Source organism: Yersinia sp. Marseille-Q5920, from assembly GCF_946902935.1.
Taxonomy (GTDB): Bacteria; Pseudomonadota; Gammaproteobacteria; order Enterobacterales; family Enterobacteriaceae; genus Yersinia; species Yersinia rochesterensis.
Genome location: NZ_CAMPQA010000010.1, coordinates 130,134 through 146,612, shown reverse-complemented (window position 1 = coordinate 146,612; position 16,479 = coordinate 130,134). Strand labels below are relative to the sequence as shown.

Genomic DNA, 16,479 nt, shown 5'->3' with positions numbered 1-16,479 from the left:
GAGTATTTCTAAAACCTCTCCAAGGCGCGGTTAATTTCAAATATCTCCCGTCCCATGCCCTATTCAGGAATGTGTAGCAAATGACTCAGAATCTCAGCCAGCTTGAACATAACGATGCTTTTATTCAGCGCCATATCGGCTCCTCAGCTGAACAACAACAGCAAATGTTGGCCGCTGTTGGTGCCAGCTCGTTAAGCAGTTTGATCCAGCAGATTGTTCCGGCAGATATCCAATTGCCAAGCCCACCACCAGTGGGCGATGCCGCGACCGAACATCAGGCGCTGGCGGAACTTAAAGGGATTGCCAGCCAGAATCAGCGTTATAAATCCTATATTGGCATGGGCTACAGCCCGGTTCTGACCCCGCCAGTTATCTTGCGTAATATGCTGGAAAACCCCGGCTGGTACACCGCCTATACTCCTTATCAGCCAGAGGTTTCACAGGGCCGTCTTGAAGCATTGCTGAATTTCCAGCAATTGACTCAGGACTTGACCGGTCTGGATCTGGCTTCTGCTTCTTTGCTGGATGAAGCCACCGCAGCCGCAGAATCTATGGCGTTGGCAAAACGTGCCAGTAAGCTCAAAGACGCCAATCGTTTCTTCGTCGCCGATGATGTCCATCCACAAACCCTCGATGTAGTGCGAACTCGTGCTGAAACCTTTGGTTTCGAAGTGATTGTTGATCGCGCAGAAAAAGTGCTGGAGCTAGAGGGAGTATTCGGGGTGCTGCTGCAACAAGTCGGTACCACTGGCGAGCTGCATGACTACTCAGCACTGCTATCTGAGCTGAAAAAACGCAAAATCATTACCAGTGTGGCCGCTGATATTATGGCGTTAGTGCTGCTGACAGCACCGGGTAAACAGGGCGCTGACGTGGTATTTGGCTCTGCTCAGCGTTTTGGGGTGCCGATGGGTTACGGTGGCCCACATGCTGCTTTCTTTGCTTGTCGCGATGAATTTAAACGCTCAATGCCGGGCCGGATTATTGGGGTATCGCGTGATGCTGCCGGTAATACCGCGCTGCGTATGGCGATGCAAACTCGCGAGCAACATATCCGCCGCGAGAAAGCCAATTCCAATATCTGTACTTCTCAGGTTTTACTGGCCAATATCGCCAGTTTGTATGCGGTTTATCATGGTCCACAGGGCTTGCAGCGCATCGCTGGCCGTATTCACCGTATGACCGATATTCTGGCCGCGGGCTTGCAACAAGCGGGTCTGACCCTGCGTTTCCAGCATTGGTTTGATACATTAACGGTCGAAGTGAAAGACAAAGCCGCGATATTGGCCCGTGCATTGAGCTTCGGTATTAATCTGCGCACTGATATTCATGGTGCTGTGGGTATCACGTTGGATGAAACCACCTCTCGCGAAGATCTTCAAACCTTGTTCACTCTGTTAGTCGGTGATAATCATGGTTTGGATATTGATCAACTTGATGCCCAAGTCAGTCATAATAGCCAGTCAATTCAATCGACTATGTTGCGCCAAGACCCGATTCTGACGCATCCGGTGTTTAACCGCTACCATAGCGAAACTGAAATGATGCGTTATATGCATCGTTTAGAGCGCAAAGATTTGGCGCTGAATCAGGCGATGATCCCGCTGGGTTCTTGCACTATGAAGCTCAATGCCGCTGCGGAGATGATCCCGATCACTTGGCCGGAGTTTGCTGAATTGCACCCATTCTGTCCGCCGGAACAAGCTGCAGGTTATCAGCAAATGATTGGCCAGCTGTCACAATGGCTGGTGCAACTGACTGGTTATGATGCTGTTTGTATGCAGCCAAACTCGGGTGCGCAAGGTGAATATGCGGGGCTGCTGGCCATTCGCCGCTACCACGAAAGCCGCAATCAGGCGAGCCGCCATATCTGTTTAATCCCAAGCTCTGCCCACGGTACGAACCCAGCATCGGCACAAATGGCCGGGATGTCGGTGGTGGTGGTGGCCTGTGATAAGCAAGGTAATATCGATTTGCACGATTTGCGCCAAAAGGCGGGCGAAGCGGGCGATGAACTCTCTTGTATTATGGTGACTTACCCGTCGACTCACGGCGTGTATGAAGAAACCATCCGCGAAGTTTGCCAAATTGTGCATCAGTTTGGGGGCCAAGTTTATCTCGATGGCGCAAATATGAATGCGCAGGTGGGGATCACCACACCGGGCTATATTGGCGCGGATGTATCCCACTTAAACTTGCATAAAACTTTCTGTATTCCACACGGCGGTGGCGGCCCAGGTATGGGGCCAATTGGTGTTAAAGCACACTTAGCGCCGTTTGTTCCCGGCCATAGTGTGGTGCAAATTGACGGCATGACCACCCAACAAGGTGCGGTTTCGGCGGCACCCTTTGGCAGTGCATCAATTTTACCTATCAGTTGGATGTACATCCGCATGATGGGGGCCGATGGGCTGAAGCAAGCCAGTCAGGTGGCGATTCTGAATGCCAACTACATTGCAACTCGTCTGAAAGAAGCTTATCCGGTGCTGTATACCGGTCACGATGGCCGGGTGGCGCATGAATGTATTCTGGATATTCGCCCGCTGAAAGAAGCGACGGGAATCAGCGAGATGGATATCGCCAAGCGCTTGATTGACTTCGGTTTCCATGCGCCCACCATGTCCTTCCCGGTGGCGGGCACACTGATGGTGGAGCCGACAGAATCTGAAAGTAAAGTCGAGTTAGACCGCTTTATTGATGCCATGCTGGCTATCCGCGCGGAAATCGAGAAAGTTGCCCGCGGTGAATGGCCACTGGAAGACAACCCGTTAGTGAATGCGCCGCATACTCAGGGCGAGCTGGTAGGTGACTGGCAGCATCCTTACAGCCGAGAGCTGGCGGTGTTCCCGGTCGCGGGTGTGATGGAGAATAAATACTGGCCGACCGTAAAACGTCTGGATGATGTGTACGGCGACCGTAATTTGTTCTGCTCGTGTGTGCCGATTTCCGACTATGAATAATACGTGTTGTAAATGAAAAAGGGTCGCGCAAGCGGCCCTTTTGTTTTATTGGTATTTACCTGGCTAATGGCTACGCTTACTCTTCAAATTAAGAGAAATACATACGGCTGAATAAGGGGCAGGGAGATGCATAAAAAAGTCGCGTTAGTGACAGGGGGCAGCCGGGGGATTGGCCGTGCTACGGCATTGTTGCTGGCAAAGCATGGTTATCGGGTCGCAGTAAATTATATCAATGATGAACAAGCCGCTCGGCAAGTGGTTGCCGAAATTGCCGCCTCGGGTGGGCTGGCGGTGGCAATACAGGCAGATATTGCCGATGAATATCAAGTGGTTGCGCTATTTGAAAAGCTTGAAGCCCAGCTAGGGCCGATCACCGCGCTGGTCAATAATGCCGGTATTTTATTCCCGCAAACCACCATCGAGGGGTTAACTGCCGAGCGCATTAATCGAGTGTTGAGCACCAATGTGACGGGCTATTTTTTATGTAGCCGCGAAGCCGTCAAGCGCATGGCATTGCGCCATGGTGGCAATGGCGGCGCGATTGTTAATGTCTCTTCTGCCGCAGCCCGCTTGGGCGCACCGGGGGAGTATTTGGATTATGCCGCCTCCAAAGGGGCTATTGATACGCTGACGACCGGTTTATCATTGGAAGTGGCCGCAGAGGGCATCCGAGTTAATGGGGTTCGGCCGGGTTTAATCTATACCGATATACATGCTAGCGGCGGTGAGCCGGGCCGAGTTGACCGGGTGAAAAATTCACTGCCAATGAAACGCGGCGGACATCCACAAGAAGTGGCAGAAGCCATCGTCTGGCTGCTCTCAGAAAATGCCTCTTATGTCACTGGCAGTGTGTTGGATTTAGCTGGTGGGAAATAAGCGGGTATTTGGTTACTTCAACCAGCCTTTTTGCTGTGCTACCTGCAACTGTGGCAGCAAATACTGCCAAATTTCAGGATAGTATTCGGCAACTAATTGGTTGCGATCCAGCACTTGCTGCAACCGAATGCCATTTTCTATCCAACTTTGACCCTCAGTATGCAGATTAATCAGCATGGGTAAAATGCGATCCAGCACCGTCGCAAAGCGCGCCTCGGCAGTTTCTTCCGCTTCATACTCATCCCACAGCGCCATAAATTGTGCCCCTAATGCGGGGGGCAGTATGCCAAATAAGCGCTTGGCGGCAGCCACTTCTTGCTCATGAATAGCCGCTCTGGCCGCCAGATCATAAACGATGACATCACCGGCATCTATTTCGACAATATCGTGCAGCAGCGCCATTTTAATCACGCGATTAATATCAATATCTGAGCCAGCGTAAGGAGCCAAACTCATAGCCGCCACCGCGAAATGCCAACTGTGCTCGGCTGAGTTTTCCTGACGCAAACTGGCAATCACTTTGGTTCGGCGCTGGATATCTTTCAGCTTATCGATTTCCATCAGAAACTGAATGGTTTCGGTTAGTGGGCCGAAATCTAGTGTTGCTAATGACATAAATTACCCTTCGTTTTTGGCTGTTTTTGGCGCTGAGTAATAATTGCTGTTCCCAATAGATTTGTCACCTGAATACTTTGAACCACAGACATGACGGGTTACATGTATTGACAGAATATTTAAGCGTACACGTGTACACTGGAATTATTCTCAGTTAATCTGTTGGCAGTTTTTCTGTACCGATTTCGTACGGATTTCATACAGTCATTGTGATCAGCAGATGAGATAACGATTCATTTTCAGGATAATCAGTATTGAAGAATAAATCAGTTATACCCACGGCCCCAGCCGCTCCAGGGGTAGCAACAACACCGTCTTACCCATGGGCGGAAGAAATAGCCAATAGCATCAGCCATGGTATTGGCGTGGTGTTCGGGATTATCGGTTTGGTTTTGCTGTTAGTGCAGGCGCTAGATAATGGGGCCGATACCAAGGCGCTGACCAGCTATAGCCTGTATGGCGGCAGTATTATTTTGCTGTTTTTGGCCTCAACTTTGTATCACGCCATCCCACATCGCAGGGCAAAGCTCTGGCTACAAAAATTTGACCATTGCGCCATTTACATATTAATCGCCGGGACATATACACCGTTTCTATTGGTGGGGCTGGATTCTCCCCTGGCTCGCGGTTTGATGGCCGTGATATGGGGGCTGGCACTGGTGGGCGTCATTTTCAAATTGGCCTTTGCGCATCGGTTTGAAGTGTTGTCATTAGTGACTTACCTGACGATGGGTTGGCTGTCATTGATTGTGATTTATCAACTGGCGGTAAAGCTTGAGATTGGCGGGTTAGCATTATTGGCGATTGGCGGCTTGTTATACACATTGGGGGTGATTTTCTACGCCTCTAAGCGCATTCGCTTCGGCCATGCTATTTGGCACGGTTTTGTGCTGGGCGGCAGTGTTTGCCACTTTATGGCGATTTATTTGTACGTTTAATCGTTGATTTTTAGGAGGCTGGAGAAGCCAGCCTCCCAGTATTAAATATTATTTATCTTCAGCCAATGAATAGGGTAACTGCTGAATACTAAGCACGCTTTCTACATCATCACGTACACGCAGCACACTGTCGGCGGCCAAATCATTATTCAGCACCGCTTGAACCCACACCGTGCCATCATTGAGCGCTATGGCGGCCAATACGCTACCGGTACGCCGCCAGTTATCACCTAATTGCCATTCTAAATCTTCACCGGCTGTTGGCACGCGACTGGCGCTGCCCGCTAACCAGTAAAGTGCGCGTTTGTTGGCACCCCGGTATTTTGCTCTGGCGACCATTTCCTGCCCGGTATAACAGCCTTTACTGAAGCTAATGCCATTCAACGCCTGAATGTTTGTTGCTTGCGGAATAAATTGCGCACTGTTATCGGTATCAATGATAGGAAAGCCCGCTTCTATATCCAATGCCAGCCATTGTTTACTGTCATTAAGCTGTGCTTGGTCAGACAGCTTTTCGACTAACTGCTGCGCTTGCTCGGCATCCGTCACCAGCAAGAAACGCTCGGCGGGCAGTGAAAAATGCAACAGCGTGCTATTACCTTGCTGTACCACTGGGTGTTCAGCATCAGGCAATTCGGCGAAAATACTCGCCAGCGCGGTTTTTGCCTGTGCGCCCGCCACTCCTAATAAAGCGGCATCAGGTTGCGCGGCAATCACCACTTTGGAGAACACCGCATATTTCTTCAATTCTCTTAACTGGTTATCAAGCACACTGCGACGTTCGATAAAGGCCAGCCCTTCACCACGATAAAATAACCGCAGGTTGCTCCACATTTTCCCTTTAGCATCACAATGGGCGCACAGAACATGTTGGTCAGTGGGCAAAGCATCAATATCCGCCGTGACTTGCCCTTGCAGATACTTTACGCGGTCCGCACCAGTTAATGTCACCAGCGCCCAGTCATCAAGTGAAATCAATGTTAGTGGCAGTTCGGAAGAGGCGACCGGTGGTCGTGCAGTAAATGGAGTGTTATAAGCCATGGTTTACCTGAAAAGAAAGAGTACCTGCGGATAAATAACCTCTGCCCGCAAAATACAGTGAACCGATACCCCAATGGTAAAATAGCCGGGTTGCTTTGCAAGCAGTAATTCCACGGATTGAGGATTATTATTCAATATCTAAATTCGACGATATCTGAGGTACAATAACCACAGATTTTATGGCGGAGTGCTGAATATGATTAAAAAAACAGCAAAAAACCGCCATTTTCCTATCAGCATCCTTCATTGAGGAGTCAATCAGGACATGGAAATCGATAATAAAGCCCGCATTCACTGGGCATGCCGTCGGGGTATGCGTGAACTGGATATCTCTATCATGCCATTTTTCGAACATGAATATGATGGCTTGAGTGACAACGAAAAGCAGGTTTTTATTCGTTTACTTGAATGTGATGACCCAGACTTATTTAACTGGCTGATGAATCACGGGGAGCCGCAGGATAGCGAGCTGCGCCAAATGGTCAAACTGATTCAAATACGAAATAAAGCCCGTGGCCCAGTGGCGATGTGACCTGCGGGTATCCTGGCACACTCAACTCTTCTCCTTATTAGCGCATGGCGTTTTGGTGATACTTACATTGGTTGCGCCTTGGCCTCAGGGCTATACCGCACTGTGGTTAGTATTACTGACGCTGGTGGTGTTTGAGTGTATCCGCAGCCAGAAAAACATTAAGTCTTGTCAGGGCGAGATCAGGCTGAAACCCGGTAATGTGGTGCTCTGGAAAAGGCATGAATGGGTGGTCGTTAAACAGCCTTGGATCACTCGCTATGGCGTGTTATTGAGTTTACAACAGACAAGCAACCGCTCAACCCGTAAGCGTTTATGGTTGGCTGCTGACAGTATGCCAGAAGAGGAATGGCGGCAATTATGTCTGCTGTTGCGTCATTCGTTTGGCTCGGATGAGGGCATTAATTAGTGAAGCCCTTAATCTGGCTGGTGGAAGATGAGCCGAGTATCGCCGACACCTTAATTTATACCTTGGAAAGCGAAGGTTTTACCCTCCGGTGGTTTGACCGGGGGCAACCCGCTCTTGACGCCCTTGCTGATGGCCCGCCTGCGTTGGCGATAGTTGACGTGGGCTTACCTGATATCAATGGTTTTGATCTGTGCCGCCGCATATTGGCTCTGGTGCCGGAGCTACCTGTGGTGTTTTTAACCGCTCGTAGCGAAGAATTAGATCGGATTGTCGGTCTGGAAATCGGCGCTGATGACTATATTGCCAAACCTTTTTCACCGCGTGAGGTGAGCGCCAGAGTTCGCACCGTGTTGCGGCGGCTGCAAAAATCACAAACACGAACTGTCTCTGCCACACTGCATCAATTCGGCCCTTTCACTCTGGACGAAGCAGGGGTGCGAGTTACTTATCATCAGCAGGTTTTATGGCTCACCCGCTATGAATATCTGTTGCTGAAAACATTATTACTGGCCCCTGAGCGCGTATTTTCACGCCAGCAATTGATGGATATTGTCTGGGCGCAGGCGGAAGAGAGCCAAGACCGCACCGTTGATACTCACATTAAAACCCTGCGCTCAAAGCTGCGTATGACCTGTGATGAAGAATCACCGATCCGCACCCACCGTGGGCTGGGTTACAGCTTGATGTATCGAATATGAGCCATCACCCATGAAAATAGGGGTGCGTTTGTTGCTGGGCTATTTTCTGATAGTCGCCATTGCCGGTTACTTTGTCATTCGTATTTTCGTGCAGGAAGTAAAACCTGGCGTGCGGCGCGCCACCGAAGGGACATTGGTTGATACTGCCACTTTGCTGGCACAATTCGCCCGCCAAGATATGTTGCAAGATAAAGTCGCCGGTGGTCAGTTGGCGCAAGCTTTTGCTTCATTAAATCTGCGTCCAATCGGCGCGAATATTGAAGGTATCCGCAAGGATCGCAACGAATATCGGGTTTATTTAACCGATGCTGATGGGCGGGTGATTTTTGATTCATCCGGTAAAGCTGTCGGGCAAGACTATTCACGCTGGAATGATGTTTGGTTGACTCTGCGTGGCGACTATGGCGCACGCAGCACCCGCATCGACCCCACAGACGAACAAAGTTCGGTGATGTATGTGGCAGCACCAGTTATTGTTGATAATAAAATTATTGGCGTGCTCAGTGTAGGCAAACCCAATATCTCTATGGCCCCGGTTATCAAGCGCAGTGAGCGCAAAATCTTGCTGGCGGGCGGGGTGTTGCTGGGGATTGCGTTGCTGATTGGTTTGGGATTTGTCTGGTGGATTAACCGGGCGATTGGCAAGTTGGTGGATTATGCCGAACGGGTTTCTGAGGGGCAGCGCGTTGCACTACCCGCGATGGGCAGCAGTGAACTGAATGATTTGGCGCGAGCATTGGAAAGTATGCGGCTCAAATTGGATGGCAAAGCCTATATTGAGCAATATGTCCATACGCTGACTCATGAGTTGAAAAGCCCGTTGGCGGCGATTACTGGCGCGGCTGAATTATTACGGGAATCCCCACCGCCGGCCACGGCTCAGCGTTTTTTACTCAATATTGAACAACAAAGTGCGCGTATTCAGCAATTAGTGGACAAAATGCTGGTACAGGCTCGGCTGGAAAGTCGGGTTGATTTGCAACTCTCCCCAGTAGAAATAAGCCATATTATCAAACAAGCCATTAGCGCCAAAGAAGCTCAGGCAGCCAGCCGGGGAATTGCCTTGCGGCTCATCCGTGCCGATAGTGCAATGTTAACCGGCGATAGCTTGTTACTCAGTCAGGCGCTGACTAATCTTATTGATAATGCACTGGATTTTACTCCAGCGGGGGGCGAGGTGACAGTCAGTGGTGACCGGCAAAATGATAAATATCTGATGACAATTGAAGATACCGGCAGCGGTATCCCAGATTATGCGCAGGAGAAGATTTTTGACCGTTTTTATTCATTACCGCGGGCCAATAGCCCAAAAAGTACCGGACTGGGGCTGAATTTTGTGCGTGAAGTGGCAGCCATTCACCAGGGCAATATCTCCCTTGAAAACCGCCAGCCGCACGGGGTTTGTGCTCGTTTGACCCTGCCGCTAGATATCACTTAAACCGCTAACTTCACTTTCACTTCACATAGCCTCATTTTCCTTTCACTTCACTCACTTAAGCTGCTCTCCTGACCTTAAAAGGAGCGCAAGTCATGTTCAAATCTGTACTGTTTTGGAAAATAGCCGCGTTATTGGGACTCATTCTTTTGATGATGATTCCGAAAGAAATGCTTTTGAATGTTATTAATGAGCGCAGTGGCTATCGCCAAAGTGTGGTCGAAAAAGTCAGTGACAGCACCAGCCGCGCACAAAAGATCCTTGGCCCGCTGATTGTGGTGCCTTACAGCGAATGGATTGAAACTGAAGTTGACGGCAAGAAGCAGGGGCAGCGGGTGAGCCGTCATCGCTACTTATTGCCAGAGGTGATGACAGTCACCGGCGCACCGGATGTAGAAGTCCGCCAATTGGGTATTTACCAAGCTCAGGTCTATCAGGGGAAGCTCAATTTCCATGGGCAATTTGAATCATCCTCGCTAGATGATTTAGACCGTGAAGATATCACCATCGGCACACCGTCACTGGTGTTGGCGCTGAGTGATTCGCGGGGTATTCAGCAGATTTCGCCGTTAAGTCTGGGCGATACAAAAATTAATTTCGAACCGGGGTCTTTCTTGGGGCGCAAAGCGCAGGGGGTACATGCGCCGCTGACTATCGAGCAGGTTCGCCAGAGTAAATTTGATATTAACTTTACACTCACTCTCGCGGGCACGAATAGTCTGGCGGTGGTGCCTGTCGGGCGCAGCAGCGAACTGACTTTACAAAGCAATTGGCCGCATCCTAATTTTGTCGGTGAGTTTTTGCCCTTACAACGCAAGGTGGATGAAAAAGGTTTCCGCGCGCATTGGAGCAGTAACTGGCTGGCTAACAACATGAATATCAATTTTGCCGGTGACAATGTGCGCTTTGATTTTGACGAATTACCGGCTTTTACCACCAGCTTGATTGAGCCGGTCGATCACTATCAACTCACCGCGCGGGCCATTAAATATGCCATTCTGTTTATTGGCTTAACATTCTTTAGCTTCTTCCTGTTCGAGAGCCTGACGTCACTGCGAGTCCACCCGATCCAATATCTGCTGGTGGGTGCGGCATTGGTTTTGTTCTACTTAATGTTGCTGGCGTTCTCGGAACACTTTGGTTTTACGTGGGCTTATATTATCGCCAGTATGAGTTGTAGCTTATTGATTGCTATATATTTAAGTGCCGTATTAGGTGGGTGGCTACGCGGCGCATTATTTGCTGGAGGGTTATTGTTGCTGTACGGCGTATTGTTTGGTTTGCTGCAATCAGAAGACAATGCCCTGTTATTAGGCGCGGGTTTACTGTTTATTATTCTGGCCGCAGTAATGTTACTGACACGGCGGCTGGATTGGTACCAAGTGGCTTCCCCGCAACGTTTTGCTGGGCAGAAAGATTCTGCATCAACAGGCAGCGAACTGAACACCGAAGCGATATCGAGCTGCGCTACTACGGCTGGAGGCGGCTCTCAAGATTCCTTCCGATTATGGAAGTAACATAGCAGAAGTCAGCGCAGGGATAGCAAGCGGGCACAATAAGTGCCCGTTTGTCACATCCGTGCCACTACCATCAAAGCAAGGCGTCCATTTCGAGCAGGATTTGCTCACACCAATGTTCGATGCGCTCTTCACTTAAATCGTATTGATTGACCTCATCTAGCGCCAGGCCGACAAAGTGTTTGCCGTCAGTACTGAGCGGTTTCGGGCTGGTAAACTCAAAGCCTTCTGTTGGCCAAAAACCAATAAATTTCACCCCCAGCGGGGCAATATGGTCGTGCAGCATCCCAAGAGCATCGAGGAACCATTCGCTATAACCGAATTGATCGCCCATGCCATACATGGCGACAATCTTTCCCTTCAGATTCAGTTGGGTTAATTGTGGCCAGACGGCTTCCCAATCTTCCTGTAATTCGCCGAAATCCCAAGTAGGAATACCCAGAATGAGAATGGAGTATTCTTCCATCAGGCGCGGGCTGACATCTTTTAGGTTATGTAAATCAACCAAATCTTCGCCGAGGATGTCGCGGATTTTTTCTGCCACCATTTCGGTATAGCAGGTGCTGGAGCCGTAAAAGAGACCAATCTTCATGATGTATAGCCATAGCATTACTAATAAGGAATAGTATCGAGTGTATCAGATTTGTCCCGTCATCAGGCATAATGGCAGCCCATCCCATCAAAGAGAGGAACAGTCATGCAACAGCAAAATAACCCGCTGATTGAACAGTTTCTTGATGCCTTGTGGCTGGAGCGGAATTTGGCGGAGAATACATTGGCCTCATACCGTTTGGATTTACATGCATTGAGCGGATGGTTAGAGCATCACGGTAGTGATTTATTGCGCGCCGGTTCGCAGGACTTGCAGTCATTCCTTGCCGAGCGTATTGAGGGCGGTTATAAAGCCACCAGCTCAGCCCGCTTGCTCAGTGCGATGCGCCGGCTATTCCAATATTTATACCGCGAAAAATTGCGCGAAGATGACCCGACCGCATTGCTGTCATCACCCAAATTACCGCAGCGCTTACCTAAAGATTTGAGTGAGGCGCAGGTTGACGCGTTGCTCAACTCTCCCAATGTCGATATTCCGCTAGAGTTGCGTGATAAGGCTATGCTGGAGGTGCTCTATGCCACCGGTTTGCGGGTGTCGGAACTTGTTGGACTGACCATCAGCGATGTGAGTTTGCGCCAAGGGGTGGTGCGAGTTATTGGTAAAGGGAATAAAGAGCGGCTGGTGCCTTTGGGCGAAGAAGCAGTGTACTGGATTGAGAATTACATGGAGCACGGCCGCCCGTGGCTTATCAATGGTCAATCGTTGGATGTGCTATTCCCCAGTAACCGCAGCCAGCAAATGACGAGGCAGACTTTCTGGCATCGAATCAAACACTATGCGATCCTTGCCGGTATTGATAGTGAACGGCTTTCGCCCCACGTATTGCGGCATGCTTTTGCCACGCACCTGTTGAATCACGGTGCGGACTTGCGTGTGGTACAAATGTTACTGGGCCACAGTGATCTGTCGACGACCCAGATTTATACCCATGTAGCGACTGAGCGTTTGAAGTTGCTACATCAACAGCATCATCCGCGCGCATAGTTGTTTTTTATGAAAACCACAGCGTGTGGAATAAGGATAGGATTTATAAATGAAAAGAAGTTTATTGCTGCTGCCGATTGTTATCGCCGCCCTCACTGGTTTGGCTCATGCTGATGATGCCGCTATTCAACAAACACTGAAAAAATTGGATATCCAGAAAGCTGACATCCAACCATCGCTTATTCCAGGGTTGAGTTCAGTGATGACTGACAGCGGTGTGCTTTATATTTCCGCCGACGGCAAACATCTGCTGCAAGGGCCACTGTATGACGTGAGTGGTAACCAACCGGTGAATGTGACTAACCAGATGCTGCTGAAAAAATTGGAAGCATTGAGCAGCGAAATGATTGTGTATAAAGCGCCACAAGAGAAACACGTTGTCACGGTATTTACCGATATCACCTGCGGCTATTGTCATAAATTACACGAGCAGATGAGTGACTATAACGCGCTGGGGATTACCGTACGGTATTTGGCCTTCCCGCGTCAGGGTTTAAGCTCTCAGGCAGAAAAAGACATGCGTTCTATCTGGTGCATGGCTGATCGCAATAAAGCTTTTGATGATGCAATGAAAGGCACCGCGATATCACCAGCTACCTGTAAAACTGATATTTCCGAACACTATAAGCTCGGTGTTCAGTTTGGTATTCAGGGTACACCGGCCATTGTGCTACAAAATGGCACTATCGTTCCGGGATATCTGGAGCCGAAAGAAATGCTACAGATGCTGAATAAGCATCAGGCTTCCTCAAAAGTGGCGGGTTAATCACTCGTGACATTGAAAACTCAGCTTCGCCGTCGTGAGGCGGCTGATGATAGCCACTTGCCCACACAGTTACATCCGCTGTTGCGCCGTCTCTATGTCAGCCGTGGGGTAAAAAGTGCCGAGGAACTTGAACGTGGTGTAAAAGGCTTACTTGCATGGCAGCAACTCGACGGGATTGATGCCGGTGTTACTCTATTGCAGCAAGCATTGGCGGATCGACGGCGCATCGTGATTGTCGGTGATTTTGATGCTGATGGCGCGACCAGCACGGCGCTGGCAGTGCTGGCGTTGCGTAGCATGGGCGGCAGCAATATTGATTATCTGGTGCCCAATCGTTTTGAAGATGGCTACGGGCTTAGCCCTGAAGTCGTCGAGCAAGTTGCTGCCCGTGGTGCAGAACTGATTGTTACTGTTGATAACGGTATTTCCTCCCATGCTGGAGTGGACTTGGCTCATGCCATGGGTATCCAAGTGTTGGTGACCGACCACCATCTGCCGGGTGAAACCTTGCCAGCAGCTGAAGCTATCATTAACCCGAATTTGACCGGATGTGATTTTCTCTCCAAATCACTGGCCGGGGTGGGTGTGACTTTTTATCTGATGCTGGCGTTACGTGCTCGTCTCAGAGACAGTGGTTGGTTTGAGCAACGGGCTTTAGCGGTACCTAATTTAGCTGAGTTGCTGGATTTGGTGGCATTGGGGACTGTGGCTGATGTGGTGCCATTGGATGCCAATAACCGAATTTTGGTACATCAAGGGCTAAGCCGTATTCGCGCTGGAAAATGCCGCCCAGGGATTCGTGCATTATTGGAGGTTGCCAACCGTGATGCTCGCCAATTGGCGGCAAACGATCTGGGCTTCTCCCTTGGCCCACGGCTCAATGCTGCCGGGCGTTTGGATGATATGTCCATCGGAGTGGCGCTGTTACTTAGTGATGATATTGCTCAGGCCAGAGCACTGGCAATTGATCTTGATGCGCTAAACCAAACGCGCCGCGAGATAGAGCAAGGTATGCAAGTTGAAGCTTTGCAACTGTGTGACCAATTAGAGCGCACCAGCACAGAATTACCTTACGGTATCGCGATGTACCATCCAGAGTGGCATCAAGGGGTCGTCGGGATTCTAGCTTCACGTATTAAGGAGCGTTTCCACCGGCCAGTGATTGCTTTTGCTCCAGCAGGTGACGGTTTACTTAAAGGTTCGGGGCGCAGTGTGGCTGGCCTACATATGCGGGATGCTCTGGAACGACTGGACACCTTGAACCCAGGATTGATGTTGAAATTTGGCGGCCATGCCATGGCGGCGGGATTATCGTTGGAGCAGGATAAGTTCGATGAATTTCGTCAGCGCTTTGCAGATTTAGTCGGTGAATGGATGGATGCCTCACAGTTAGAGGGCGTTATCTGGTCAGACGGCGAACTGAAAGGCAACGAATTGTCGCTGGAAACCGCAGAGTTGCTGCGTGATGGTGGCCCATGGGGGCAATCCTTCCCGGAACCCACATTTGACGGGAAATTCCGCATCTTGCAACAACGGCTGGTGGGCGAACGTCATCTGAAGCTTATGATTGAACCCTTGAATGGTGGGCCTTTGCTGGATGCTATCGCCTTTAATATTGATACCACTTTATGGCCTGACAGCAGTGTGCGTGAAGTTAAGCTGGCTTATAAACTCGATATTAATGAGTATCGCGGCAATCGCAGTGTGCAATTACTGGTTCAGCACTTATGGCCTTATTAATTAGCTACGATATTGTTATATACCCAAAGTAGTTGGTGTTGCAGCAAGGCAGCAAGCGAATGACCCCCGATGAGCTGACATTAGTCAGTGATTCGGGTGAGAGAGAGCCGCTAACACAGCTGCAGCAGCAAATAGGAAAGGGATAGCTATAAATACAGTCAACTTGCTATAAACCGCCGTACAGATCCGTTAGAATTACTGGTTCTAATGACATTCCGTCATCTACGACCTAACGTAAGACTTTAAATTATGTTTGAAATAAACCCGGTAAAAAACCGAATTCAGGACTTGTCTGATCGGACGGCCGTTCTTAGGGGGTATCTTTGACTATGATGCCAAGAAAGAACGGCTGGAAGAAGTAAACGCCGAGCTGGAACAGCCCGACGTCTGGAATGAACCTGAGCGCGCTCAAGCGCTGGGTAAAGAGCGTTCAACGCTAGAAGAGATTGTCACCACCATTGATCAACTGGATCAGGGGATGGAAGACGTGTCTGGCTTGCTGGAGTTGGCTATCGAAGCTGACGACGAAGAGACATTTAATGAAGCGGTTGCCGAGTTAGATATCCTTGATGGAAAACTGGGCCAACTTGAATTCCGCCGCATGTTCTCCGGTGAATATGATAGCGCCAACTGTTATCTGGACCTGCAAGCTGGCTCCGGTGGTACAGAAGCTCAGGATTGGGCCAGCATGTTGCTGCGCATGTACCTGCGTTGGGCTGAAGCTAAAGGTTTCAAAACCGAAATTATTGAAGAATCTGATGGTGATGTTGCGGGCCTGAAATCTGCCACTATTAAGATCATTGGCGAATATGCGTTTGGTTGGTTGCGCACCGAAACTGGCGTACATCGCTTGGTTCGTAAAAGCCCATTTGACTCCGGCGGCCGTCGTCATACTTCCTTCAGTTCTGCTTTTGTCTATCCAGAAGTTGATGACGATATTGATATCGAAATCAACCCGGCGGATTTGCGTATTGACGTTTACCGCGCATCTGGTGCGGGTGGTCAGCACGTCAACAAAACAGAATCTGCGGTGCGTATTACCCATATTCCGACCAATATTGTGACTCAGTGCCAGAATGACCGTTCTCAGCATAAGAACAAAGATCAAGCCATGAAACAGCTGAAAGCGAAGCTGTATGAGTTTGAGATGCAAAAGAAAAATGCTGATAAACAGATGCTGGAAGATAATAAGTCCGATATTGGCTGGGGTAGTCAGATCCGTTCTTATGTACTGGATGATTCCCGAATCAAAGATTTGCGTACCGGCGTGGAAACACGCAACACGCAAGCGGTACTGGATGGTGATCTGGACAAATTCATTGAAGCAAGTTTGAAAGCTGGGCTATAACGCTGGGCTA

The 16,479-nt window shown here is 49.6% G+C and carries 15 protein-coding genes; 12 read left to right on the top strand and 3 right to left on the bottom strand.

Features of this window, described 5'->3' with window-relative positions; all coding sequences use genetic code 11:
- Positions 1-80 precede the first annotated feature (80 nt).
- Together gcvP and OVO64_RS15135 are read left to right on the top strand one after the other, a co-directional pair.
- Entirely contained in the window at positions 81-2,960 is a 2,880-nt protein-coding gene (gene gcvP, locus OVO64_RS15140; protein ID WP_004390973.1) for an aminomethyl-transferring glycine dehydrogenase, read from the top strand.
- A 126-nt stretch (positions 2,961-3,086) separates the two neighbouring features.
- Positions 3,087-3,836 carry an SDR family oxidoreductase gene (locus tag OVO64_RS15135; RefSeq protein WP_050292113.1) on the top strand — a complete coding sequence of 250 codons (750 nt, stop codon included), beginning with the start codon at positions 3,087-3,089 and terminating at the stop codon, positions 3,834-3,836.
- 12 nt (positions 3,837-3,848) lie between these two features.
- On the opposite strand, the gene OVO64_RS15130 is transcribed toward OVO64_RS15135, so the two are convergent.
- The gene (locus OVO64_RS15130) at positions 3,849-4,451 is read right to left on the bottom strand and encodes an HD domain-containing protein (protein WP_267248873.1); all 603 of its coding nucleotides are present in this window, start codon (positions 4,449-4,451) and stop codon (positions 3,849-3,851) included.
- A gap of 254 nt (positions 4,452-4,705) precedes the next feature.
- Here OVO64_RS15130 and trhA point away from each other — a divergent pair, with 254 nt between their 5' ends.
- The gene (gene trhA / locus OVO64_RS15125; RefSeq protein WP_038631068.1) at positions 4,706-5,389 is read left to right on the top strand and encodes a PAQR family membrane homeostasis protein TrhA; all 684 of its coding nucleotides are present in this window, start codon (positions 4,706-4,708) and stop codon (positions 5,387-5,389) included.
- A 48-nt stretch (positions 5,390-5,437) separates the two neighbouring features.
- On the opposite strand, the gene ygfZ is transcribed toward trhA, so the two are convergent.
- Entirely contained in the window at positions 5,438-6,430 is a 993-nt protein-coding gene (gene ygfZ / locus OVO64_RS15120; protein WP_038631070.1) for a tRNA-modifying protein YgfZ, read from the bottom strand.
- Positions 6,431-6,695: 265 nt separating this feature from the next.
- Here ygfZ and sdhE point away from each other — a divergent pair, with 265 nt between their 5' ends.
- The 5 genes from sdhE to creD all read left to right on the top strand — a co-directional run bounded on the left by sdhE (position 6,696) and on the right by creD (position 11,018).
- Entirely contained in the window at positions 6,696-6,962 is a 267-nt protein-coding gene (sdhE, locus tag OVO64_RS15115) for an FAD assembly factor SdhE (RefSeq protein WP_038631072.1), read from the top strand.
- Positions 6,943-7,368 (top strand): protein YgfX, encoded by a 426-nt coding sequence (locus tag OVO64_RS15110; RefSeq protein ID WP_038631074.1) that lies wholly within the window; start codon positions 6,943-6,945, stop codon positions 7,366-7,368. Before sdhE ends, OVO64_RS15110 begins: the two co-directional genes overlap by 20 nt.
- Positions 7,368-8,066, top strand: a complete 699-nt coding sequence (creB, locus tag OVO64_RS15105) for a two-component system response regulator CreB (protein ID WP_038631076.1) — start codon at positions 7,368-7,370, stop codon at positions 8,064-8,066. Before OVO64_RS15110 ends, creB begins: the two co-directional genes overlap by 1 nt.
- Positions 8,067-8,076: 10 nt before the next feature.
- A complete protein-coding gene (creC, locus tag OVO64_RS15100; RefSeq protein ID WP_050292112.1) occupies positions 8,077-9,504 on the top strand; it encodes a two-component system sensor histidine kinase CreC in 1,428 nt (475 codons plus the stop codon).
- Between the two features lie 92 nt (positions 9,505-9,596).
- Positions 9,597-11,018 carry a cell envelope integrity protein CreD gene (gene creD / locus OVO64_RS15095; RefSeq protein ID WP_120011451.1) on the top strand — a complete coding sequence of 474 codons (1,422 nt, stop codon included), beginning with the start codon at positions 9,597-9,599 and terminating at the stop codon, positions 11,016-11,018.
- 73 nt (positions 11,019-11,091) lie between these two features.
- Here creD and fldB read toward each other — a convergent pair whose 3' ends face one another.
- Positions 11,092-11,610, bottom strand: coding sequence for a flavodoxin FldB (fldB, locus tag OVO64_RS15090; protein WP_038631082.1), 519 nt, complete (start codon positions 11,608-11,610; stop codon positions 11,092-11,094).
- Positions 11,611-11,715: 105 nt separating this feature from the next.
- Between fldB and xerD the strand changes: the two genes are divergently transcribed.
- The 4 genes from xerD to prfB all read left to right on the top strand — a co-directional run bounded on the left by xerD (position 11,716) and on the right by prfB (position 16,469).
- Positions 11,716-12,615, top strand: a complete 900-nt coding sequence (xerD, locus tag OVO64_RS15085; protein ID WP_019078983.1) for a site-specific tyrosine recombinase XerD — start codon at positions 11,716-11,718, stop codon at positions 12,613-12,615.
- A 49-nt stretch (positions 12,616-12,664) separates the two neighbouring features.
- A complete protein-coding gene (gene dsbC, locus OVO64_RS15080) occupies positions 12,665-13,381 on the top strand; it encodes a bifunctional protein-disulfide isomerase/oxidoreductase DsbC (RefSeq protein ID WP_145510004.1) in 717 nt (238 codons plus the stop codon).
- Positions 13,382-13,387: 6 nt separating this feature from the next.
- Positions 13,388-15,121, top strand: a complete 1,734-nt coding sequence (gene recJ / locus OVO64_RS15075; protein ID WP_038631087.1) for a single-stranded-DNA-specific exonuclease RecJ — start codon at positions 13,388-13,390, stop codon at positions 15,119-15,121.
- Between the two features lie 249 nt (positions 15,122-15,370).
- Positions 15,371-16,469 (top strand): peptide chain release factor 2 gene (prfB, locus tag OVO64_RS15070; protein WP_120011449.1). Its coding sequence is split into 2 segments (ribosomal slippage): positions 15,371-15,445 and positions 15,447-16,469, totalling 1,098 coding nucleotides; the frame shifts between segments, so codons are not numbered across the junction.
- Positions 16,470-16,479: the final 10 nt, after the last annotated feature.

Coding starts and splice junctions, on each gene's coding strand:
- gcvP (WP_004390973.1), top strand. CDS start 81: ATGACTCAGAATCTCAGCCAGCTTGAACATAACGATGCTTTTATTCAG.
- OVO64_RS15135 (WP_050292113.1), top strand. CDS start 3,087: ATGCATAAAAAAGTCGCGTTAGTGACAGGGGGCAGCCGGGGGATTGGC.
- OVO64_RS15130 (WP_267248873.1), bottom strand. CDS start 4,451: ATGTCATTAGCAACACTAGATTTCGGCCCACTAACCGAAACCATTCAG.
- ygfZ (WP_038631070.1), bottom strand. CDS start 6,430: ATGGCTTATAACACTCCATTTACTGCACGACCACCGGTCGCCTCTTCC.
- sdhE (WP_038631072.1), top strand. CDS start 6,696: ATGGAAATCGATAATAAAGCCCGCATTCACTGGGCATGCCGTCGGGGT.
- creC (WP_050292112.1), top strand. CDS start 8,077: ATGAAAATAGGGGTGCGTTTGTTGCTGGGCTATTTTCTGATAGTCGCC.
- creD (WP_120011451.1), top strand. CDS start 9,597: ATGTTCAAATCTGTACTGTTTTGGAAAATAGCCGCGTTATTGGGACTC.
- fldB (WP_038631082.1), bottom strand. CDS start 11,610: ATGAAGATTGGTCTCTTTTACGGCTCCAGCACCTGCTATACCGAAATG.
- xerD (WP_019078983.1), top strand. CDS start 11,716: ATGCAACAGCAAAATAACCCGCTGATTGAACAGTTTCTTGATGCCTTG.
- dsbC (WP_145510004.1), top strand. CDS start 12,665: ATGAAAAGAAGTTTATTGCTGCTGCCGATTGTTATCGCCGCCCTCACT.